A 17,904-nucleotide genomic window follows, 5' to 3' on the forward strand; every position below is an offset into this window, starting at 1 on the left:
AGTCGCCTCATTTCAGCCGATTTCTCTGATAGCATCCAGACCACAATCTCGAAACTTTGTTCTCATTTGGAGATTAAATGATCGACGCGCGTCAGCTGAGATATTTCGCTACCGTGGTGGAGGAGCTGCACTTCGCGAAGGCCGCGGATCGGTTGAACGTCGCTCAATCGGCGCTCAGCACCCAGATTCAGCGCCTCGAACAAGACATCGGCGTCCGGCTGCTGAACCGGAACAAGCGTCAGCCGGTGACGCTCACCGATGCGGGACGCCTGTTCCATGCCGAAGCAATGACGGCATTACGGCATATCGACCGTGCGGAACAAGTCGGACGGTTGGCAGCCAGGGGGCTGGCCGGCATTGTCCGGATCGGCTTCGTCGCGTCGAGCGTGACCAATGGCGTGCTGCCCGGGATGCTGCGCCAGTTTCGCTTGTCGCATCCCGATGTGCGGGTCGACATTGCCGAGATGGCGACGCCTCGGCAACTCGAAGCGTTGGACAACGGCGAAATCGACGTCGGCATCGTGCGCCCCAGACCGCGCTACGCGTCGGGAATCGTTGCAACGATCGTCCAGACCGAGCGCCTCGTGGTTGCAATGGCCGAGTCCCACCCGCTGGCGACGCGACGCAAGCTGCGCGCGCAAGACCTGCAGGCCCAGTCCTTCATTTCTCCGCAATTCGACGAAGACGACGCGTTCAGCGAGGTATTGTCTTCACTCGGCAAGGTCGGCGGCTTTACGCCCTCCCTCGACTATCGGGTAAAGGACTTCATGTCCGCAATCAGTCTGACCTCCGCCGGCTATGGTGTTGCCGTCATACCCGAGTCGATGAAGAGTATCAGCCCGCGCGGTCTTTGCTACCCGCCTGTCACGGACTTCGCTTTCTCCGTTCATCTGGCTTTGGCACACCGTCGCCGGGAGCCGTCCCCGGCCGTTCGTGCTTTCGTGAAGGAAGTTACGATCGACGCCGAGCGTGAGTCGGGGTAGTACGGCGTGTTGGCCACGCTGTTTCGGCATGCGCCGACTGAGTAACCGTCTTCCGAGTCAAGCCCGATGAAGTGAAGCATCCCAAGGCGTGTTGTTTCTGACCATGGCATTGAGCATGGTCACAAGCTTGCGGCAGGTGCCGGGGCGGCCTGCGCGGTGCCCAGTGTGTCGGCGGTCGGGCCGCAGGGCGCCTTTGGCGAACCGGTCGCCGTGGAAAGTTCGATCTGCATCGTGTCGGTCCGGGTGAATGAACGAATCGTGATGGTGATGCAATGTTTTCCTTGCAACTGCATTACGGCATTCATCGGACGAAATTTGAGCCCGGCTGCTCACATGCCCTTGACGCTGCGTCGAACGCGGTGCCGACGGTCTTCCTGAGCGACTGTTCGCGTTCCGCCGCCTTCGCGCCGCACGGCAGACCCCGTGTTCACTGGTAAAATTCAGTTTGTCGCGGCCGATCTTGCGATCCGGCTTCCGAACGGAGTCGCCCTGGCGATCGCCGCCGGCACCCACGACCGTCCTACGGTCGCAGCACGCCCATGCGTGCTGCCGTCCCCGTCCCGAGGCCGGGCCTCGGGTCGAGACATCCGCAAACGCATGAATGGCCGTGCCCGTGCATGCCGGTCGCGGAACGGGCGGCACCCTGCATCCGGATGCGCGATTCCCCTGTCGGGTCTTATCGCACTGCGCACTGCACAGTGCGCCCGGCGGACGCGAGTCCACGTTCATGACGAGTTTTGAGGTACAACGATGGCCCGCATTGGCGCCTTTTGCATTGCGTCGTGGCTTGCAGCCGCGATTCTCTATTTCGGCCAGCACTCCGTCGCGATGATCGCGCTCAGCGGCGTGGTGGTCTTCGCCGGATTCGACCTGCTGCGCCCGTGAGGGTGGTGCCGCCGAGGCAGCGCACCGTGCGCCGCCCGCTTGCACGCATGCATGGCCGGCGGGCCGACCGGACTGCTTGCATTTTCCGGACAGAGTCGAGCGCGAAACGTCGATGCGCAGATCGCGCCATCAGGAAGCCCCACCCGGTTGTGACCACTGTGACGGATTCGCCGCGTCGAAAATCTCGTCGAACGTGGTTTAGCCTCACTGCGCATCAGTCGCGCAAATACCCGCCACTTGCGAAACCACGCATCGTAAGCGACACGATGAACACGATGGCGCTCAGTATCGCGACGTACCAGAAGAACGACGATTCGATGCCCGCCGCCTTCAGCGACAGCGCGACATATTCCGCTGATCCGCCGAACACGGCGTTCGCGATCGCATAAGGCAGGCCGACGCCGAGCGCACGCACTTCGGCCGGAAACAACTCCGCCTTCACAAGGCCACTGATCGACGTATAGAGGCTCACCACTGCGAGCGCGGCAACGATCAGCACGAATGCGGCAACCGGTTCGTGAATCGTCTTCAGCAGCATGAAGAAAGGCACTGTTCCAAACGTGGTGAACAGGCCGAACAGCATCATCGACCGCCTTCTGCCGATCCGGTCGGACAGCGCCCCGAATGCCGGCTGCATCAGCATGAAGACCACGAGCGCGGCCGTCATGATCGTGCTCGCGGTATTCGCATGGAGGCCGACCGTATTCACCAGATACTTCTGCATGTAGGTCGTGAACGTATAGAACACGAGCGAGCCGCCCGCCGTGAAGCCGATCACGGTCAGCAATGCGCGGCGGTGCCCGACGAGCCCGGTCAGCGAACCGGCATCGTCGCGATTGCGTGTGCGCTCGCTGGTCGTTTCGTCAAGCGAGCGCCGCAGATAGACGGACACGACCGCGCCGACCGCGCCGAGCCCGAACGGAATGCGCCATCCCCAAGCGCTCAGTTCGTCGTGGGAAAGCACCTGCTGCAGTACCACGACGACGAAGAGCGCGGCGACCTGGCCGCCGATCACCGTCACGTATTGAAACGACGAGAAGAATCCACGCCGGCCCGGCTCCGCGATCTCGCTCATGTAGGTCGCGCTCGTCCCGTACTCGCCGCCCACCGACAACCCTTGCATGCAGCGCGCAACGATCAGTAGCGCCGGTGCAAGCGCGCCGATCTGCGCATAAGTCGGCAGGACGGCGATCGCAAGCGACCCGCCGCACATCATCAGCACCGAGATGACCATCGCCTGCTTGCGACCGCGCCGGTCCGCGATGCGGCCAAACAGCCAGCCGCCAATCGGCCGCATCAGGAAGCCGGCCGCGAACACGCCGGCCGTATTCAGCAACTGTGTGGTCCTGTCACCGGTTGGAAAGAACGCGTGTGCGAAGTACAGCGAACAGAACGAATAGACGAAAAAATCGAACCACTCGACCAGGTTGCCGGACGACGCGCTGACGATCGCGCGAATGCGCCGACGTGTATCTGCGGACGCGACCGTCGCGGCCGACCGCAGGGTATGGGATTTCATCGATGTCTCCTGAGTCGGCTGCAGTTAGCGCTTCAGCACTTACTGCAGCCCCATGCCAAGCAACCACGATATCCCGCGCCGGTCTGTCGCCGTGTCGGGACATCCAATGCCTCTGATGACGGGCGCGCAAGAACACGCGCCCACGGGGACGTACGTGCTAGCGCAGCACGAACGGATTGCCGGTCGGTGCGCCCGTATTGATCCACACGCTCTTCGTCTGCAGGTATTCGTGCACTGCATCGATGCCGTTCTCGCGGCCGAGGCCGGAATCCTTGTACCCGCCGAACGGCGACATGTAGCTCACCGCGCGATAGGTATTCACCCATACGGTGCCGGATTCGATGCGCTCCGACATCCGGAACGCCCGGCCGATGTCGCTCGTCCACACGCCGGCGCCGAGCCCGAACCGCACGTCGTTCGCAATCGCAACCGCTTCGTCATCCGTATCGAAACGGATAACGGAGAGCACAGGGCCGAATACTTCCTCTTGCGCGATCCGCATGTCGTTTCTGACGCCGGTAAAGATCGTCGGCTCGACGAACCAGCCGTCGCCACACTCGGCGCGCGTCGCCGCGCGCCCGCCGAGCGCGAGACTTGCGCCTTCGCTACGTGCAACGTCGATGTAGTGCAGCACCTTGTCGTACTGCGGGCGCGTCGTGATCGGGCCGACCTGCGTGCCTGCATCCATCGGATTACCCATCCGTGCGGTGCGCGCCAGCGCGACAACGCGCTCGACGATCTCGTCGTGCACCTTCGACTGCACGAGCAGCCGCGAGCCGGCGATGCAGGTCTGCCCGGTCGCCGCAAAAATCCCGGATACTGCGCCGTACACCGCGTCGTCGAGATTCGCATCGTCGAACACGATGTTCGGCGACTTGCCGCCGAGCTCGAGGCTCACATGCTTGAAATCGCGCGCGGCCTGTTCATTGATTCGGCGTCCGGTCGAATCCGCGCCGGTAAACGTGACCTTGCGCACGAGCGGATGCGACACGAGTGCGCTTCCGACTTCATTGCCGAAGCCTGTCACGACGTTGACGACACCGCGCGGGAATCCGACCTGGTGCAGCAGTTCGACGAATTCGAGCGTCGATGCGGACGTGAACTCCGATGGCTTGATGACCGTCGTGCAGCCTGCCGCGAGTGCGGGTGCGAGCTTCCATGCGAGCAGCATCAGCGGCGAATTCCACGGCGTGATGATCGCAACGACGCCGAGCGGTTCGCGTCGCGTGAAATTGAAGTAGCCCTTCTTGTCGAGCGGAATGACGTCGCCCTGGATCTTGTCCGCGAGGCCACCGTAGTAGCGATACCACTGCGGCAGATACTGGAGTTGCGCGTGCATCTCTGCATACAGCTTGCCGTTGTCGCGCACTTCGACTTCGGCGAGACGCGCAGCCTCGTCGGCAAGGCGATCGGCGAGCCGGCAGAGCAATTGTCCACGTGCGCTCGCAGACAAGTCCCGCCACTCGCCCGAGACGAACGCACGATGCGCGGCGCGCACTGCGAGATCGGCGTCAGCTTCGTTGCCGCGCGCGATTTCGGCCCACGGCTGGCCGGTGAACGGATTGTCGCTTTGAAACCACTGACCGCTCGCGGGCTCGCGCCGCTCGCCGTCGACAAAATGAAAGTAGCGTTGCATGACCGGCTCGTTGATGTCGATGTCTGCGTTCCATGCCGGTGCGTGATCACATCGTGCAATGGACCGCGGAATGAAAACGGCATGCGCCGGATACGTTCGCATCCGGCGCATGGATTGGACGTGGCTCAGAACGGCGCGAAGCCAAGGCCTGCGCGGAAACGGTTCTTGACATGAACGCCATCGCGCGGCGGTAGCGCGCGCGGCGGCTCGTCGGCGCGGATGTGGACCTGCGCGAAAACCGGACCGCCGCGCACCGTCACGCGCTCGACGATCTGCGTGACTTCCCGTTCGTCACGGATCGCGAACGAATCGGCAAGGCCGAAGCCTTTCGCGACCGCGACGAGATCCGTGCCGAGGCTCGAATGGCTTTGCTGCATGCCCGTCTCGCCGTAGTGACCGTTGTCGAGCACGACGATCGTCAGGTTTTTCGGCTGCTTCGCGCCGATCGTGCCGAGCGTGCCGATCCCCATCAACTGTTCGCCGTCGCCGGTGACGACGACGACCTGCCTCTCCGGTTGCGCGAGCGCGACGCCGAGACCGAGCGCGGCAGCGCCACCCATCGCCCCCCACAGATAGAAGTTGCCGTCGCGATCGCCGGCGGCGAATACGTCATAGGATGCCGATCCGAGGCCCGTGACGACGAGCGCGTCCGGCACGCGAGCCAGCAGATTCGCGACGAATGCGCGTCGCTCGATCGTCTTCGTGTTCTGCCCGCTCATTACTTTCTCTCCCATTTCTTGCGGCCGATCAGGCTTTGCGACAACAGCACGGCGACCTGCTCGCCCGCTTCGAACGCGGCATCGAAACCCGCGCCGACGATTTCCTCGACGTCCTCCAGGCGGTCGGCGCGCAGCACCGTGATGCCCATCAGCTCGAGCGCGGCCTGCGTCGTCTTGCCCATCGGCCCCTGCCACGGGTTGAACTCCGCATATTCGCCGCGCATCGTCACGAGCGTGAAAAACGGGAAATTGCAGCTGCGCAGCAGCGAGAACATGTTCACGCAGTTGCCGACGCCGCTGCTCTGCATCAGCAGCACCGCCCGCTGCCCGCCGAGCCACGCGCCGCTCGTCAGCGCGACGCCCTCCTCCTCGGTTGTCAGTGCGATCGCCTCGATCTCGTCGTCCGCAATCGCCCGGCGGATCACCTGCGTATGCCCGGCATCCGGCACGTAGGCAATTTGCCGTACGCCACCGGCCTTCAGGACCGAAAATATGGACTCCTGCCAGGCCGGCGTGTGTCCCGTTGCAGTGCTCATGGGTTGCGCTCCTTCACGAAGTGGTTTCAGGCATAATAAATTGCGATTACACCTACCCAGAAATAGAGTTTTCTGATTGCGGGATCACAAATCGGCATGGACATCAAGCAACTGCGTGCGCTGCTGGCCGTCGCGGAAACGGGCAGCGTCACCCGTGCGGCGGAAGTGCTGCACATCGTTCAACCCGCGGTTTCGCGGCAACTGAAGCTGCTCGAGGAAGACGTCGGGATTTCACTGTTCGAGCGCGGCCGATACGGGATGGAGCTGACCGAATCGGGCGAGATACTCGCCGAGCACGCGAGGCGGGCGCTACTCGAACTCGACCGTGCGCGCTCGGAAATTCAGCCATCGGATGCGCAGATCTCCGGCATCGTGACGATCGGCCTGCTGCCGAGCACGGCGGATCTGCTGGCGGGTCCGTTGCTGACAGAGGTGAAGGCGCGCCATCCAGCCGTCAGTTTCCGCATTTCGGTCGGGTACGCGGGACATCTGCGCGACTGGCTCGAATCGGGCGAGGTCGACGCCACGCTGCTTTATAACCCGAAGGCGGCGCCGACCGTCCAGGTACAGCCGCTGCTCACCGAGAGTTTGTGCGTCGTCGGCCCGCCTTCTTCGCAACTTTCGCCGGAGCGGCCCGTGGCGCTCGCCGATGTCGTCTCATGGCCGATGATCCTGCCGAGCTCGCCGCATGGCATGCGCAATATGCTCGAACAGGCTTGCCCGGGCACGGGGACGAAACTGAATGTCGTCGTGGAAACGAATGCAATGAGCGTGCAGAAGAACCTCGTCGCGCACGGGCACGGCTACACGATCCTGCCAAGCATTGCAGTCACCGAGGACGTCGCGCGCCGGCAGCTTTGCGCGTCACCGTTGAGCGACGCGGAGCTGCAACGCACGATCGTGCTTGCGTTGCCGAACACGCGCCGGATCGCGATGGCGGTACGGGCCGTGTCGGCGATCCTGGTCCTCGAAATGAAGCACGCTGTCGAACGCGGCGATTGGCCCGCTGCTCGCTGGATCGCGAGCTAGCACGCTCGTTGTGCGTGAGCAGGTGCTGGTCGAACACGGCCATGAGCCGTGCCAGGGAACCCGTCACGCCGGCGATTCTTGCTGCTGCGTACGTAACGTGATGCCGGTCCACGCACCGGTCGCCGCCTGTTCGTCGATGAGCTCGACGATCGTCCGCCGCACCGCGAGCGCCGCCGAATTTACCGGCACCGTGCTTGGCCAGCACAGACTCGCGGGTCGTTGAATCTCGGGATCGGTAATACGGCGCAATTTCGGGCGGCTCGATGCGTCGCGCGACATGATCGACGATGCCGGCAGAATCGTGCATGCGGCACCCGATTGAGCGATCGCGAGCAGCGTTGGCAGCGAATCGATATCGGCAATGATGTTGAGCGGGACGTCCTCGCGCGCGAACGTGCGCTCGAGCAACAGGCGCAGCCCGTTTGTCACGCTGGGCGCAACGAGTGGCACGCCCGCCAGCGCGCCGAGGCTGCAAGTGCGCGAACGCGGTGACACGCCGCCGCCCGGCTCGCCGAGCAGATACAGCACTTCGTCGAATAGCGGCTGTGCGGTGATCCCGGTCGTATTGGACTCGCGGAACAAGATCGCGAGATCGAGCCGCCCGTTCGCAAGCAGCTCGTTGATGAACCCGCTCATGCTCTCGACGAACTGCAGCCGAATCCCCGGATACCGGCTCCTCACCCGCTCGAACAGCGGCGCGGCGAGAATCGACGTCATTGTCGTCGGAAGTCCGACGGCAACCGTGCCCGACTCGCCGCCCGCACCCTCGCACACTTCCTGGCGCAGTTGCTCCATCTGCTTGAGGACGACACGCGCATGCCGGTAAAGCGCCTTCCCCGCGACGGTCGGTTTTACCCCTTGCGGACTGCGTACCAGCAGCGCAACCCCGAGATCATCCTCGAGCCTCGCTATCTGCTGGCTTAGCGACGGTTGCGCGACATAGAGTTTTTCCGCTGCTTTGCCGAGGCTCCCGTACTCGACGATGCTAACAAAATAGCGGAGCTGGCGAATGTCCATGGCAAGGAGAGGCAACGTGAAAGTCATAGGATACCCCTATGGCCGGTACATTCAAACGGTATTTCCGCTACGCGGTCGCTTCACATAAAGTCGCCCCAACAGAATCCAAATAGCCGGATTGCCGGCGATGGAGGCGACAATGAACACTCCCCGCTCCGACGTCGGCAACGACGTCGCGCAGGTCGCAACCGACCTGATTTCCGTCGACCGCGCCGCGGCCTTCGCGGCCACGCTCGACCACGACCCGCGTCCCACAGCCGGCGACGCGCTGCCGCCGCTCTGGCACTGGCTCTACTTCTGGTCGGTTGCCCGGCAGTCCGAGCTTGGCCAGGACGGGCATCCGCGCAAGGGCGGCTTTCTCCCCGATCTCGGGCTTCCGCGACGAATGTGGGCGGGCGGCCGCGTCACGTTCGAGGCCCCGCTGCCGATCGGCGGGACCGCAACGCGCACGTCCCGCGTGCTGTCGGTCGAGCGCAAGGAAGGACGCAGCGGCCGGCTGGGCTTCGTGACGGTCGAGCACACGGTCGTATCCGGCGGGTCGATCGCGATCCGGGAGGAACACGACATTGTCTATCGCGGCGCTGCCGAGCCCGGTACCGCTACGCCTGCGCCCAAGGCCGCACCTGAAGACGCCCAGTGGCAGCGCGACATCACACCGGACGAAGTGCTGCTGTTCCGCTACTCGGCACTGACGTTCAATGGCCACCGAATCCATTACGACCGCAGCTACGCGCGCGAAGTCGAAGGCTATCCGGACCTCGTCGTACACGGACCGCTGATCGCGACGCTGCTGCTCGACCTCGTCCCGCGCTCGCTGCCGGGCGCAACCATCCGCGAATACGCCTACCGCGCGGTGCGGCCGACGTTCGTCGGCAACACGTTCAGCGTCTGCGGCCATCTTGCCGACGACGGCAAGACGATCGACCTTTGGGCGAAGGACCAGGACGGCTGGCTGACCATGTCCGCCCGCGCGACCCTTGCCTGACCCTTTCTGACTATTACCTCGATACACACGCCATGAATCATACCGACGCCTACCAGGACATTCGTGAAGCCGTTCGCGACCTCTGTGGCGAGTTTTCCGCGGAATATTTCCGCAAGATCGACGAAGAACGCGGCTACCCGGAAGCGTTCGTCGACGCGCTGACTAAGGCCGGCTGGCTGGCCGCGCTGATTCCTCAGGAGTATGGCGGCTCGGGGCTCGGGCTGACCGAAGCATCGGTGATCATGGAAGAGATCAACCGGGCCGGCGGCAATTCCGGCGCGTGCCACGGCCAGATGTACAACATGGGCACGCTGCTGCGCCACGGGTCGGCCGCACAGAAGCAGCAGTACCTTCCGAAGATCGCGAGCGGCGAGCTGCGTCTGCAATCGATGGGCGTGACCGAACCGACCACCGGCACCGATACGACGAAGATCAAGACGACCGCGGTGCGCAAGGGCGACCGTTACGTGATCAACGGCCAGAAGGTCTGGATCTCGCGCGTCCAGCATTCCGATCTGATGATCCTGCTCGCACGCACCACCCCGCTGGCGGACGTGACGAAGAAAAGTGAAGGGATGTCGATCTTCATCGTCGATCTTCATCACGCGATCGGCAACGGCATGACCGTGCGCCCGATTCCGAACATGGTCAACCACGAAACCAACGAACTGTTCTTCGACAACCTCGAAATCCCTGCCGAGAACCTGATCGGCGAAGAAGGTCAAGGCTTCAAGTACATCCTGGACGGCCTGAACGCGGAACGCACGCTGATCGCGGCCGAGTGCATCGGCGATGGCTACTGGTTCGTCGACAAGGTATCGCAATACGTGAAGGACCGTGTCGTGTTCGGCCGCCCGATCGGCCAGAACCAGGGTGTGCAGTTCCCGATCGCACGCTCGTATATCAACGTCGAGGCTGCGAGCCTGATGCGCTTCGAGGCCGCGCGCCGGTTCGATGCGCACGAGCCGTGCGGCGCGCAGGCGAACATGGCAAAGCTGCTCGCCGCCGACGCGTCGTGGGAAGCTGCGGACGCATGCCTGCAGTTCCACGGCGGCTTCGGCTTTGCGTGCGAATACGACGTCGAGCGCAAGTTCCGCGAGACGCGCCTCTACCAGGTCGCCCCGATCTCGACGAACCTGATCCTGTCGTACGTCGCCGAGCACATACTCGGTCTCCCGCGCTCGTTCTGATGAGGAATGCAAATCATGCGCCCACTTGAAGGGATCAATGTCGTCACGTTCGAGCACGCGATCGCAGCGCCGTTCTGTACACGCCAGCTCGCCGATCTCGGCGCACGCGTCATCAAGGTCGAGCGGCCGGGCGGCGGGGATTTCGCGCGCAACTACGACGAGCGCGTGTCAGGACTCGCCTCGCATTTCGTGTGGACCAACCGCTCGAAGGAGAGCATCACGCTCGACGTGAAGCAACCCGCCGCGATCGAGGTCGTTCATCAGCTGCTTTCCACTGCCGACGTATTCGTGCAGAATCTCGCGCCCGGCGCGACGCAGCGTCTGGGTCTCGATTACGAGACCTTGCGCGAACAATACCCGCGATTGATTGTCTGCGACATATCCGGATACGGGCTCGACGGCCCGTTTCGCGACAAGAAGGCGTACGACCTGCTGATCCAGAGCGAGTCCGGCTTTCTGAGCATTACCGGTTCCGACGGCGAACCGGCCAAAGCCGGCTGCTCGATTGCCGACATCGCGGCAGGCATGTACGGTTATACGAACATCCTGGCCGCCCTGATCGAGCGCGGTCGCACCGGAAAGGGCCGGCACATCGACGTGTCGATGCTGGAAAGCATGGTCGAATGGATGAACTATCCGCTCTACTACGCGATTGACGGTCAATCCGCGCCACGTCAGACCGGTGCTGCTCACGCGACGATCTTTCCGTACGGTCCGTTCAAGGCCGGCGACGGAAAGACGGTGATGCTCGGCCTGCAGAACGAGCGCGAGTGGAAGAAATTCTGCGACGTCGTGATCCACCAGCCGATGCTGACGTCAGATGAGCGGTTCTGCTCGAACAGCCGGCGTGTTGCACACCGCGAGGACCTGTCGCGGATGATCGAGCAGGCGTTCTCGACGCTTTCCTCTGCCCAGGTGATCGATCGACTGGAAGAAGCCGGCATCGCGAACGCGAGAATGAATGACATGCAAGCGGTGTGGGAACATGAACAGCTCGCTGCCCGAAACCGCTGGACCACAGTCGGCACGTCAGCCGGCGAGATTCCCGCGCTTTTCCCGCCCGGACTCTCACTGACCGACGCGCCTCGCATGGATCCGGTTCCCGCACTGGGGCAGCACACCACCGCCGTGCTGCGCGAACTCGGCTATAGCGACGGCCAGATCGACATGCTGCACGAAACCGGCGCGATCTGATCCCCCTCTCGCGCCGCCTGGCACGAATCAGCTACCTATCCACAAGAAGAAGCTCCGCGCCCGTCACCGGGCGCGCGAGCTCACATTCAATAATTGGAGACAAACATGTCAATGACGGTAAATGCCGCCGGCCGGCTCGATCGACTGCCGATCTCACGATTTCACTGGAAGATCCTGGGCTTGATTGCCGGCGGCGCGTTCCTCGATGCGTTCGACATCTACCTCGCGAACGGTTCGGTTGCCGCGATGGTGAAGGAAGGATTCACCGATCTGCATCACGGCGCGATGTTCGTTTCGTCGACGTTCATCGGGATGATGATCGGTGCGTTCGCCGCGGGCTACGTGGGTGACCGCTTGGGGCGGCGATACTCGTACCAGCTCAATCTGGCCGTGTTCGGGCTGGCGTCGATTGCCGCCTGCTTCGCACCGACGATCGAGTGGCTGATCGCACTGCGTTTCGTGATGGGTATCGGCCTCGGCGCAGAACTGGTTGTCGCAGCCGGCACGCTGGCGGAATTCGTTCCCCCGGCTACGCGAGGCAAATGGGTATCCCTGCTCGCGATCATCACGAACAGCGGCCTCTTTGCTGCGCTCGCGGCCGGGTACTGGATCATTCCTCACCTCGGTTGGCGCTACATGTTCGCATTAGCCGGCGTAGGGGCGATCGTCGTATGGTTTCTCCGTCACCGCATGCCCGAATCGCCGCGTTGGCTCGAATCGGTGGGCAAGCTCGACGAAGCCGAAGCAACGCTTGCCTCGATCGAGCGCGAAGTTCGCGCGCAGGTCGGAGAGTTGCCGCCCGTGCAGCGCACCGTCAATCTGCATGTCGGGAAGGCGCCGCTCAGCGCACTCGTTGCGCGAGGGATGCGCGGGCGGCTCTTCGTGGCGGCGCTCACCGCGATCGGCGTCAACGTTGGGCTCTACGGTTTTATCGCGTGGCTGCCTACGTTCTTCGTTACGCAAGGGCTGTCTGTCGTCAAGTCCCTCGGTTTCGTATTTCTGATGTCGATCGGCTCACCGGTAGGCGGTCTGATCGGCTATCTGGTCGCCGACCGTTTCGGGCGCGCAAAGGGCATCATCGTTGCGTCGCTTCTCAGCGTCGCCCTTGGCTGGCTGTATGTGTCGCTGCGCGATACAACAGCCATTGTCGTCGTTGGCTTTTGTCTCGTCAGCGCGATCTATACGGTCACCACGTTGGGTTTGTTCGGCTACATTCCGGAGCTGTTTCCGACCGAGGTCCGGCTTCGCGGCACCGGCATAGCCGGTACGTGCGGTCGCGCGTCTTCGATCGCCACACCGTACCTGGCACTTGCGCTCTATCAGCAATACGGGGTTTCAGGCGTCATTGCCATGTTGAGCGGCGTTCTTGCCGTGCTTTGCGTGGCAATCGCCGTGTTGCGTGTCGAAACCGGTCGGCATGCGCTGGAGGACGTCGCATCTGCGATGCCGGAAGCAAGCGCCCGGGAAAGAAGCACAATCCCGCGTGAGGCGCAGTGACGACTCGGTTGAAGTTGAAACAAGCGCCGCTCGGGGCGGCGCTTTCCGGCACGTTACATGTTCGGGTAGTTCGGCCCGCCGCCTTCCGGCGTGACCCACACGATGTTCTGCGTCGGGTCCTTGATGTCGCAGGTCTTGCAGTGCACGCAGTTCTGCGCGTTGATCACCAGGCGGTCGCTGCCGTCGTCGTTCTTCACGAATTCGTAGACGGCCGCCGGGCAGAACCGGCCTTCCGGTCCCGCATACGTGCGCAGGTTCACGTTCACCGGCACGTTAGCATCCTTCAGCGTCAGGTGCGCCGGCTGGTTCTCCTCGTGGTTCGTGTTCGAGATGAACACGGACGACAGGCGATCGAACGTCAGTTTGCCGTCCGGCTTCGGATACTCGATCGGCGCGCACTGCGACGCCGGTTTCAGCATCTCGTGGTCTGCATGCTTGTGATGCAGCGTCCACGGCACATTGCCGCCCATCACTTTCTGTTCGAGGCCGACCATCAGCGTGCCGAGGTACAGCCCCTTGGCCATCCACTGCTTGAAGTTGCGCGCGCGGTACAGCTCGTTGTACAGCCACGACTGCTTGAACGCATCCGGATACGCGTTGAGCTCGTCGCTCTGGCGGCCGGCTTGCACCGCATCGAATGCGGCATCGGCCGCCAGCATGCCGGTCTTGATCGCCGCGTGGCTGCCCTTGATCCGCGACGCGTTCAGGAAGCCTGCATCGTCGCCGATCAGCGCGCCGCCCGGGAACACCGTCTTCGGTAGCGACAGCAGCCCGCCCGCGGTGATCGCGCGCGCGCCGTACGACACGCGCTTGCCGCCTTCGAGGAAGGCGCGGATCGACGGGTGCGTCTTGTAGCGCTGGAATTCCTCGAACGGTGACAGGTACGGGTTCGTATAGCCGAGGCCAACCACGAAGCCGACCACGACCTGGTTGTTGTCCATGTGGTACAGGAACGAGCCGCCGTAGGTGTCCGACTTCAGCGGCCAGCCGGCCGTGTGGATCACGAGGCCCGGCTTGTGCTTCGCCGGGTCGATTTCCCACAGCTCCTTGATGCCGATGCCGTACGCCTGCGGGTCGGCATTCGCGTCCAGCTTGAACTTCGAGATCAGCTGGCGGCCGAGGTGGCCGCGGCAGCCTTCCGCGAACAGCGTGTATTTCGCGTGCAGCTCCATGCCGAGCTGGAAATTCTCGGTCGGCTCGCCGTCCTTGCCGACACCCATGTTGCCGGTCGCGACACCCTTCACGGAGCCGTCGTCGTTGTACAGGATCTCCGCAGCCGGGAAGCCCGGGAAGATCTCGACGCCCAGCGCTTCGGCCTGCTGGCCGAGCCAGCACGTGACGTTGCCGAGCGAGATCACGTAATTGCCGTGGTTCTGGAAGTTGGCGGGCAGCGCCCAGTTCGGCGTCTGCACCGCGCTCTTCTCGGACAGGAACAGGAAGCGGTCTTCCGTGACCTCGACGGTCAGCGGCGCGCCTTGTTCCTTCCAGTCGGGGAACAGCTCGTTGATCGCGCGCGGGTCCATCACCGCGCCCGACAGGATGTGCGCACCGATCTCGGAACCCTTCTCGAGCACGCACACGCCGATCTCGGCGCCTTTCTCGGCGGCGAGCTGCTTGAGCCGGATCGCCGCGGACAGCCCGGCAGGGCCGCCGCCGACGATCACGACGTCGTATTCCATCGATTCGCGCGGACCGAAGCGCGCGACAAAATCATCTCGAGACATAGGCTGACTTCTTCTTTCTCATTCGTAAAACTGCAGTAACGCGGTCGCAGCCGGGAACCGGCGTGCCGTCTCGGCACCGCACTCGTAGCGAGTCAAATCGGTTGTCTTCGCAACTGTTCGTTCGCGTAGCCACGCCATCCCGCCTCTGCTAACCCAATCGATGATCAGGTATTCAAGCCCACCCGACCTCGATCAGCAAACGCAAGGATCCGCTGCGCGCGCAGCACGACCGGACGGTCGACCATCTTCCCGTCGACGGTCAACGCGCCCTGCTCGGAACGAGCGACAGCGTCCATCACGCGCTTCGCCCAATCCAGATCGCGTTCGCTCGGCCCGTAGCACGCGTGGACGGTCGCAATCTGCCTCGGATGAATACAAAGCTTCGCGCCGAAGCCATGCTGCTTTCCGTTACGTGCGTCGGCTGCAAGTCGGCTGTCGTCCTTGATGTCGGGCGTCACACCGTCGACCGGTTGCTGGATCCCGGCCACCCGGGAAACGAGTGCCAGTTGCGTGCGGTAGGGATTCAATGCGTCGCGATCGTCATCCGTTCCCATCTCGGCGATGAAGTCCAGCGTGCCGAACATCAGACGTTCGACACAAGGTGCCTTCGCGATCTCCATGGCCGACCACATGCCTTGCGCGGTCTCGATCAGCGGATAGATCGGAATCTTGCGCTTCGCCTGCGAAACAACGGCAACGATGTCGTCGAGTCCTTCGGCTTTAGGAATGACGATACCTGCCACGCTGGCGAGTGCGGCCAGCTTCGCGTCCTCCTCGAACCATGGCGTTCCACGCCCGTTGATTCTCACGAGAACCTGATGTCGACGGGAAACCCATGCAGCCACAGTCTCACGCGCGGCGGTTTTGGCGGCAGACTCGACCGCGTCCTCGAGATCGACGATGACCGCGTCGGCACCACTCGACAGCGCGCTGTCGAAACGGTCCGGCCGGCTGCCGGGTACGAATAGGTAGGACTGAGGTGAAATAGCAGTGTGGTTCATCATGTGTGGTTCCTGCGACGAATCCAACGCGGGTTACCCAAGTTCGGTAGCGAGTTCCGGCACGAGCGTGAACAGATCGCCGACGAGGCCGTAGTCGGCCACGCTGAAGATCGGTGCTTCGGGATCCTTGTTGATCGCGACGATCACCTTCGAATCCTTCATGCCGGCCAGATGCTGGATCGCACCCGAGATGCCGACCGCGATGTACAGCTGCGGTGCGACGATCTTGCCGGTCTGGCCGACCTGATAGTCGTTCGGCACGTAGCCGGCGTCGACTGCCGCGCGCGAGGCGCCGAGTGCAGCCGACAGCTTGTCCGCCAGCGGCTCCAGCACTTTCGTGTAGTTCTCACCGCTGCCCAGGCCGCGACCGCCCGACACGATGATGCTTGCCGACGTCAGTTCCGGACGGTCCAGCTTCGTCACTTCACGGCTCACGAATTGCGACACGCCTGCATCGGCTGCCGCTTCGATCTTCTCGACCGCTGCGCTGCCGCCTTCAGCCGCCACCGGATCGAAGCCCGTTGCACGCACCGTGATCACCTTGATCGCGTCGCTCGACTGCACCGTCGCGATCGCGTTGCCTGCGTAGATCGGGCGCTCGAACGTGTCGGCCGAATCGACCGCCGTGATGTCCGAAATCTGCGCAACGTCCAGCTTCGCGGCGATGCGCGGCGCGATGTTCTTGCCGTAGGCGGTAGCCGGCGCGAGGATGTGCGAATAGTCCTTCGCGATGTTCAGCGCGGTCGCTTCGACGTTTTCCGCGAGGCCCACTTCGAGTTGCGGCGCGTCAGCCAGCAGCACCTTCGAAACGCCTGCGATCTTTGCTGCCGCGTCGGCCGCGCCCTGCGCGTTGTGACCTGCGACCAGCACGTGAATGTCGCCGCCAATCTTCGCTGCAGCAGCCACCGTGTTCAGCGTCGCCGCCTTGATCGACGCGTTGTCGTGTTCGGCAATAACCAGAATCGTCATTTTCTTTCCGCTCCTTACAGCACCTTGGCTTCGGTCTTCAGCTTCTCGACCAGCGTCTTCACGTCCGGCACCTTCACGCCGGCCGCGCGCTTCGGCGGCTCCACCACCTTCAGCGTCTTCAGACGCGGCGTCACGTCCACGCCGAGGTCTTCCGGCTTCACGGTCTCGAGCGGCTTCTTCTTCGCCTTCATGATGTTCGGCAGCGTCACGTAGCGCGGCTCGTTCAGGCGCAGGTCGGTCGTGACGACCGCCGGCAGCGCAAGCGACAGCGTTTCCGCGCCGCCGTCGATTTCACGCGCGACCGTGGCACGGCCGTCGGCAATGGTGACCTTCGACGCGAACGTCGCTTGCGGCAGGCCGGCCAGCGCAGCCAGCATCTGGCCCGTCTGGTTCGAATCGTCGTCGATCGCCTGCTTGCCGAGGATCACCAGCTGTGGCTGCTCCTTGTCGACCAGCGCCTTCAGGATCTTCGCGACCGCGAGCGGCTCGACGCCGTCATTCGACTCGACGAGGATCGCGCGATCCGCGCCGATCGCCAGCGCGGTACGCAGCGTTTCCTGCGCCTGCGTCACACCAACCGACACCGCGACCACCTCGGTCGCCACGCCCACTTCCCTCAGGCGCACGGCTTCTTCCACCGCGATTTCGTCGAATGGGTTCATCGACATCTTCACGTTCGCAATGTCGACGCCCGTGTTGTCCGACTTCACGCGGACCTTCACGTTGTAGTCGACCACGCGCTTGACTGCCACCAAAACTCGCACCTGCTGCCTCCTTCGACGCCTCCACGATGCGCGGCCTCTGTGCAAGTGGCACGCCAACGTTTCGGGAATGGTTGATTACGCTTGCGGAAATCGCATTTGAACCCGTCGCCACGCGTTGCGCAAATACGCGATCCTTCTGCCCGCCATAGGAACACCCTATGGCGGGCGCATCAACTGGCTGCGGGCGGCTCGCCAGCATTGACCATCGTGAATGCCGACGCCGAATGCGACACGGCCCGGATCATCCGGGCCGTGT

General features: G+C 63.4%; 17 protein-coding genes. 7 read left to right on the forward strand and 10 right to left on the reverse strand.

From position 1 onward, the window contains the following. Positions 1-77: 77 nt before the first annotated feature. Complete coding sequence (locus G3N94_RS06890) at positions 78-983, forward strand: LysR substrate-binding domain-containing protein (protein ID WP_205791425.1); 906 nt, start codon at positions 78-80, stop codon at positions 981-983. Positions 984-1,102: 119 nt separating this feature from the next. Here the strand turns inward: G3N94_RS06890 and G3N94_RS06895 are convergent, their stop codons facing one another. Next, on the reverse strand, positions 1,103-1,276 hold the full coding sequence (locus G3N94_RS06895) for a hypothetical protein (RefSeq protein ID WP_205791569.1): 174 nt from the start codon (positions 1,274-1,276) through the stop codon (positions 1,103-1,105). Between the two features lie 457 nt (positions 1,277-1,733). On the opposite strand from G3N94_RS06895, the gene G3N94_RS42905 reads away from it, so the two are divergent. Then, positions 1,734-1,868, forward strand: coding sequence for a hypothetical protein (locus G3N94_RS42905; protein ID WP_277398513.1), 135 nt, complete (start codon positions 1,734-1,736; stop codon positions 1,866-1,868). 214 nt (positions 1,869-2,082) lie between these two features. On the opposite strand, the gene G3N94_RS06900 is transcribed toward G3N94_RS42905, so the two are convergent. From G3N94_RS06900 to G3N94_RS06915, 4 genes are all read right to left on the reverse strand, one after another. Then, the gene (locus G3N94_RS06900; RefSeq protein ID WP_205791427.1) at positions 2,083-3,387 is read right to left on the reverse strand and encodes an MFS family transporter; all 1,305 of its coding nucleotides are present in this window, start codon (positions 3,385-3,387) and stop codon (positions 2,083-2,085) included. Positions 3,388-3,544: 157 nt separating this feature from the next. Then, on the reverse strand, positions 3,545-5,023 hold the full coding sequence (locus tag G3N94_RS06905; RefSeq protein ID WP_205791429.1) for an aldehyde dehydrogenase: 1,479 nt from the start codon (positions 5,021-5,023) through the stop codon (positions 3,545-3,547). Positions 5,024-5,148: 125 nt separating this feature from the next. Further along, the gene (locus G3N94_RS06910) at positions 5,149-5,742 is read right to left on the reverse strand and encodes a thiamine pyrophosphate-dependent enzyme (RefSeq protein WP_205791430.1); all 594 of its coding nucleotides are present in this window, start codon (positions 5,740-5,742) and stop codon (positions 5,149-5,151) included. Continuing rightward, entirely contained in the window at positions 5,742-6,278 is a 537-nt protein-coding gene (locus G3N94_RS06915; protein ID WP_205791431.1) for a phosphonopyruvate decarboxylase, read from the reverse strand. The genes G3N94_RS06910 and G3N94_RS06915 overlap by 1 nt, the downstream gene beginning before the upstream one ends. A 96-nt stretch (positions 6,279-6,374) precedes the next feature. Here G3N94_RS06915 and G3N94_RS06920 point away from each other — a divergent pair, with 96 nt between their 5' ends. Beyond that, positions 6,375-7,307: a LysR substrate-binding domain-containing protein gene (locus tag G3N94_RS06920; RefSeq protein WP_205791432.1), complete on the forward strand. Its 933-nt coding sequence runs from the start codon at positions 6,375-6,377 to the stop codon at positions 7,305-7,307. Positions 7,308-7,370: 63 nt separating this feature from the next. Here G3N94_RS06920 and G3N94_RS06925 read toward each other — a convergent pair whose 3' ends face one another. After that, positions 7,371-8,324 (reverse strand): LysR substrate-binding domain-containing protein, encoded by a 954-nt coding sequence (locus G3N94_RS06925; RefSeq protein WP_205791553.1) that lies wholly within the window; start codon positions 8,322-8,324, stop codon positions 7,371-7,373. Between the two features lie 139 nt (positions 8,325-8,463). On the opposite strand from G3N94_RS06925, the gene G3N94_RS06930 reads away from it, so the two are divergent. The 4 genes from G3N94_RS06930 to G3N94_RS06945 all read left to right on the forward strand — a co-directional run bounded on the left by G3N94_RS06930 (position 8,464) and on the right by G3N94_RS06945 (position 13,190). Beyond that, positions 8,464-9,309 (forward strand): MaoC family dehydratase N-terminal domain-containing protein, encoded by an 846-nt coding sequence (locus tag G3N94_RS06930; protein ID WP_205791433.1) that lies wholly within the window; start codon positions 8,464-8,466, stop codon positions 9,307-9,309. A 32-nt stretch (positions 9,310-9,341) separates the two neighbouring features. Continuing rightward, positions 9,342-10,499, forward strand: coding sequence for an acyl-CoA dehydrogenase family protein (locus tag G3N94_RS06935; RefSeq protein ID WP_205791434.1), 1,158 nt, complete (start codon positions 9,342-9,344; stop codon positions 10,497-10,499). A 15-nt stretch (positions 10,500-10,514) separates the two neighbouring features. After that, a complete protein-coding gene (locus tag G3N94_RS06940) occupies positions 10,515-11,693 on the forward strand; it encodes a CaiB/BaiF CoA-transferase family protein (protein WP_205791435.1) in 1,179 nt (392 codons plus the stop codon). Positions 11,694-11,798: 105 nt separating this feature from the next. After that, complete coding sequence (locus G3N94_RS06945; RefSeq protein WP_205791436.1) at positions 11,799-13,190, forward strand: MFS transporter; 1,392 nt, start codon at positions 11,799-11,801, stop codon at positions 13,188-13,190. A 53-nt stretch (positions 13,191-13,243) separates the two neighbouring features. Here G3N94_RS06945 and G3N94_RS06950 read toward each other — a convergent pair whose 3' ends face one another. The 4 genes from G3N94_RS06950 to G3N94_RS06965 form a co-directional block, all read right to left on the reverse strand. Continuing rightward, positions 13,244-14,914: an electron transfer flavoprotein-ubiquinone oxidoreductase gene (locus G3N94_RS06950; protein ID WP_205791438.1), complete on the reverse strand. Its 1,671-nt coding sequence runs from the start codon at positions 14,912-14,914 to the stop codon at positions 13,244-13,246. Positions 14,915-15,078: 164 nt separating this feature from the next. Beyond that, positions 15,079-15,918: a CoA ester lyase gene (locus tag G3N94_RS06955; RefSeq protein ID WP_205791440.1), complete on the reverse strand. Its 840-nt coding sequence runs from the start codon at positions 15,916-15,918 to the stop codon at positions 15,079-15,081. Positions 15,919-15,948: 30 nt separating this feature from the next. Then, the gene (locus tag G3N94_RS06960) at positions 15,949-16,884 is read right to left on the reverse strand and encodes an electron transfer flavoprotein subunit alpha/FixB family protein (protein ID WP_205791442.1); all 936 of its coding nucleotides are present in this window, start codon (positions 16,882-16,884) and stop codon (positions 15,949-15,951) included. A 14-nt stretch (positions 16,885-16,898) separates the two neighbouring features. Continuing rightward, on the reverse strand, positions 16,899-17,648 hold the full coding sequence (locus G3N94_RS06965; protein WP_205791444.1) for an electron transfer flavoprotein subunit beta/FixA family protein: 750 nt from the start codon (positions 17,646-17,648) through the stop codon (positions 16,899-16,901). Positions 17,649-17,904: the final 256 nt, after the last annotated feature.

Origin of the sequence: Burkholderia sp. Ac-20353 (assembly GCF_017104785.1) — a bacterium.
Classification (GTDB): domain Bacteria; phylum Pseudomonadota; class Gammaproteobacteria; order Burkholderiales; family Burkholderiaceae; genus Burkholderia.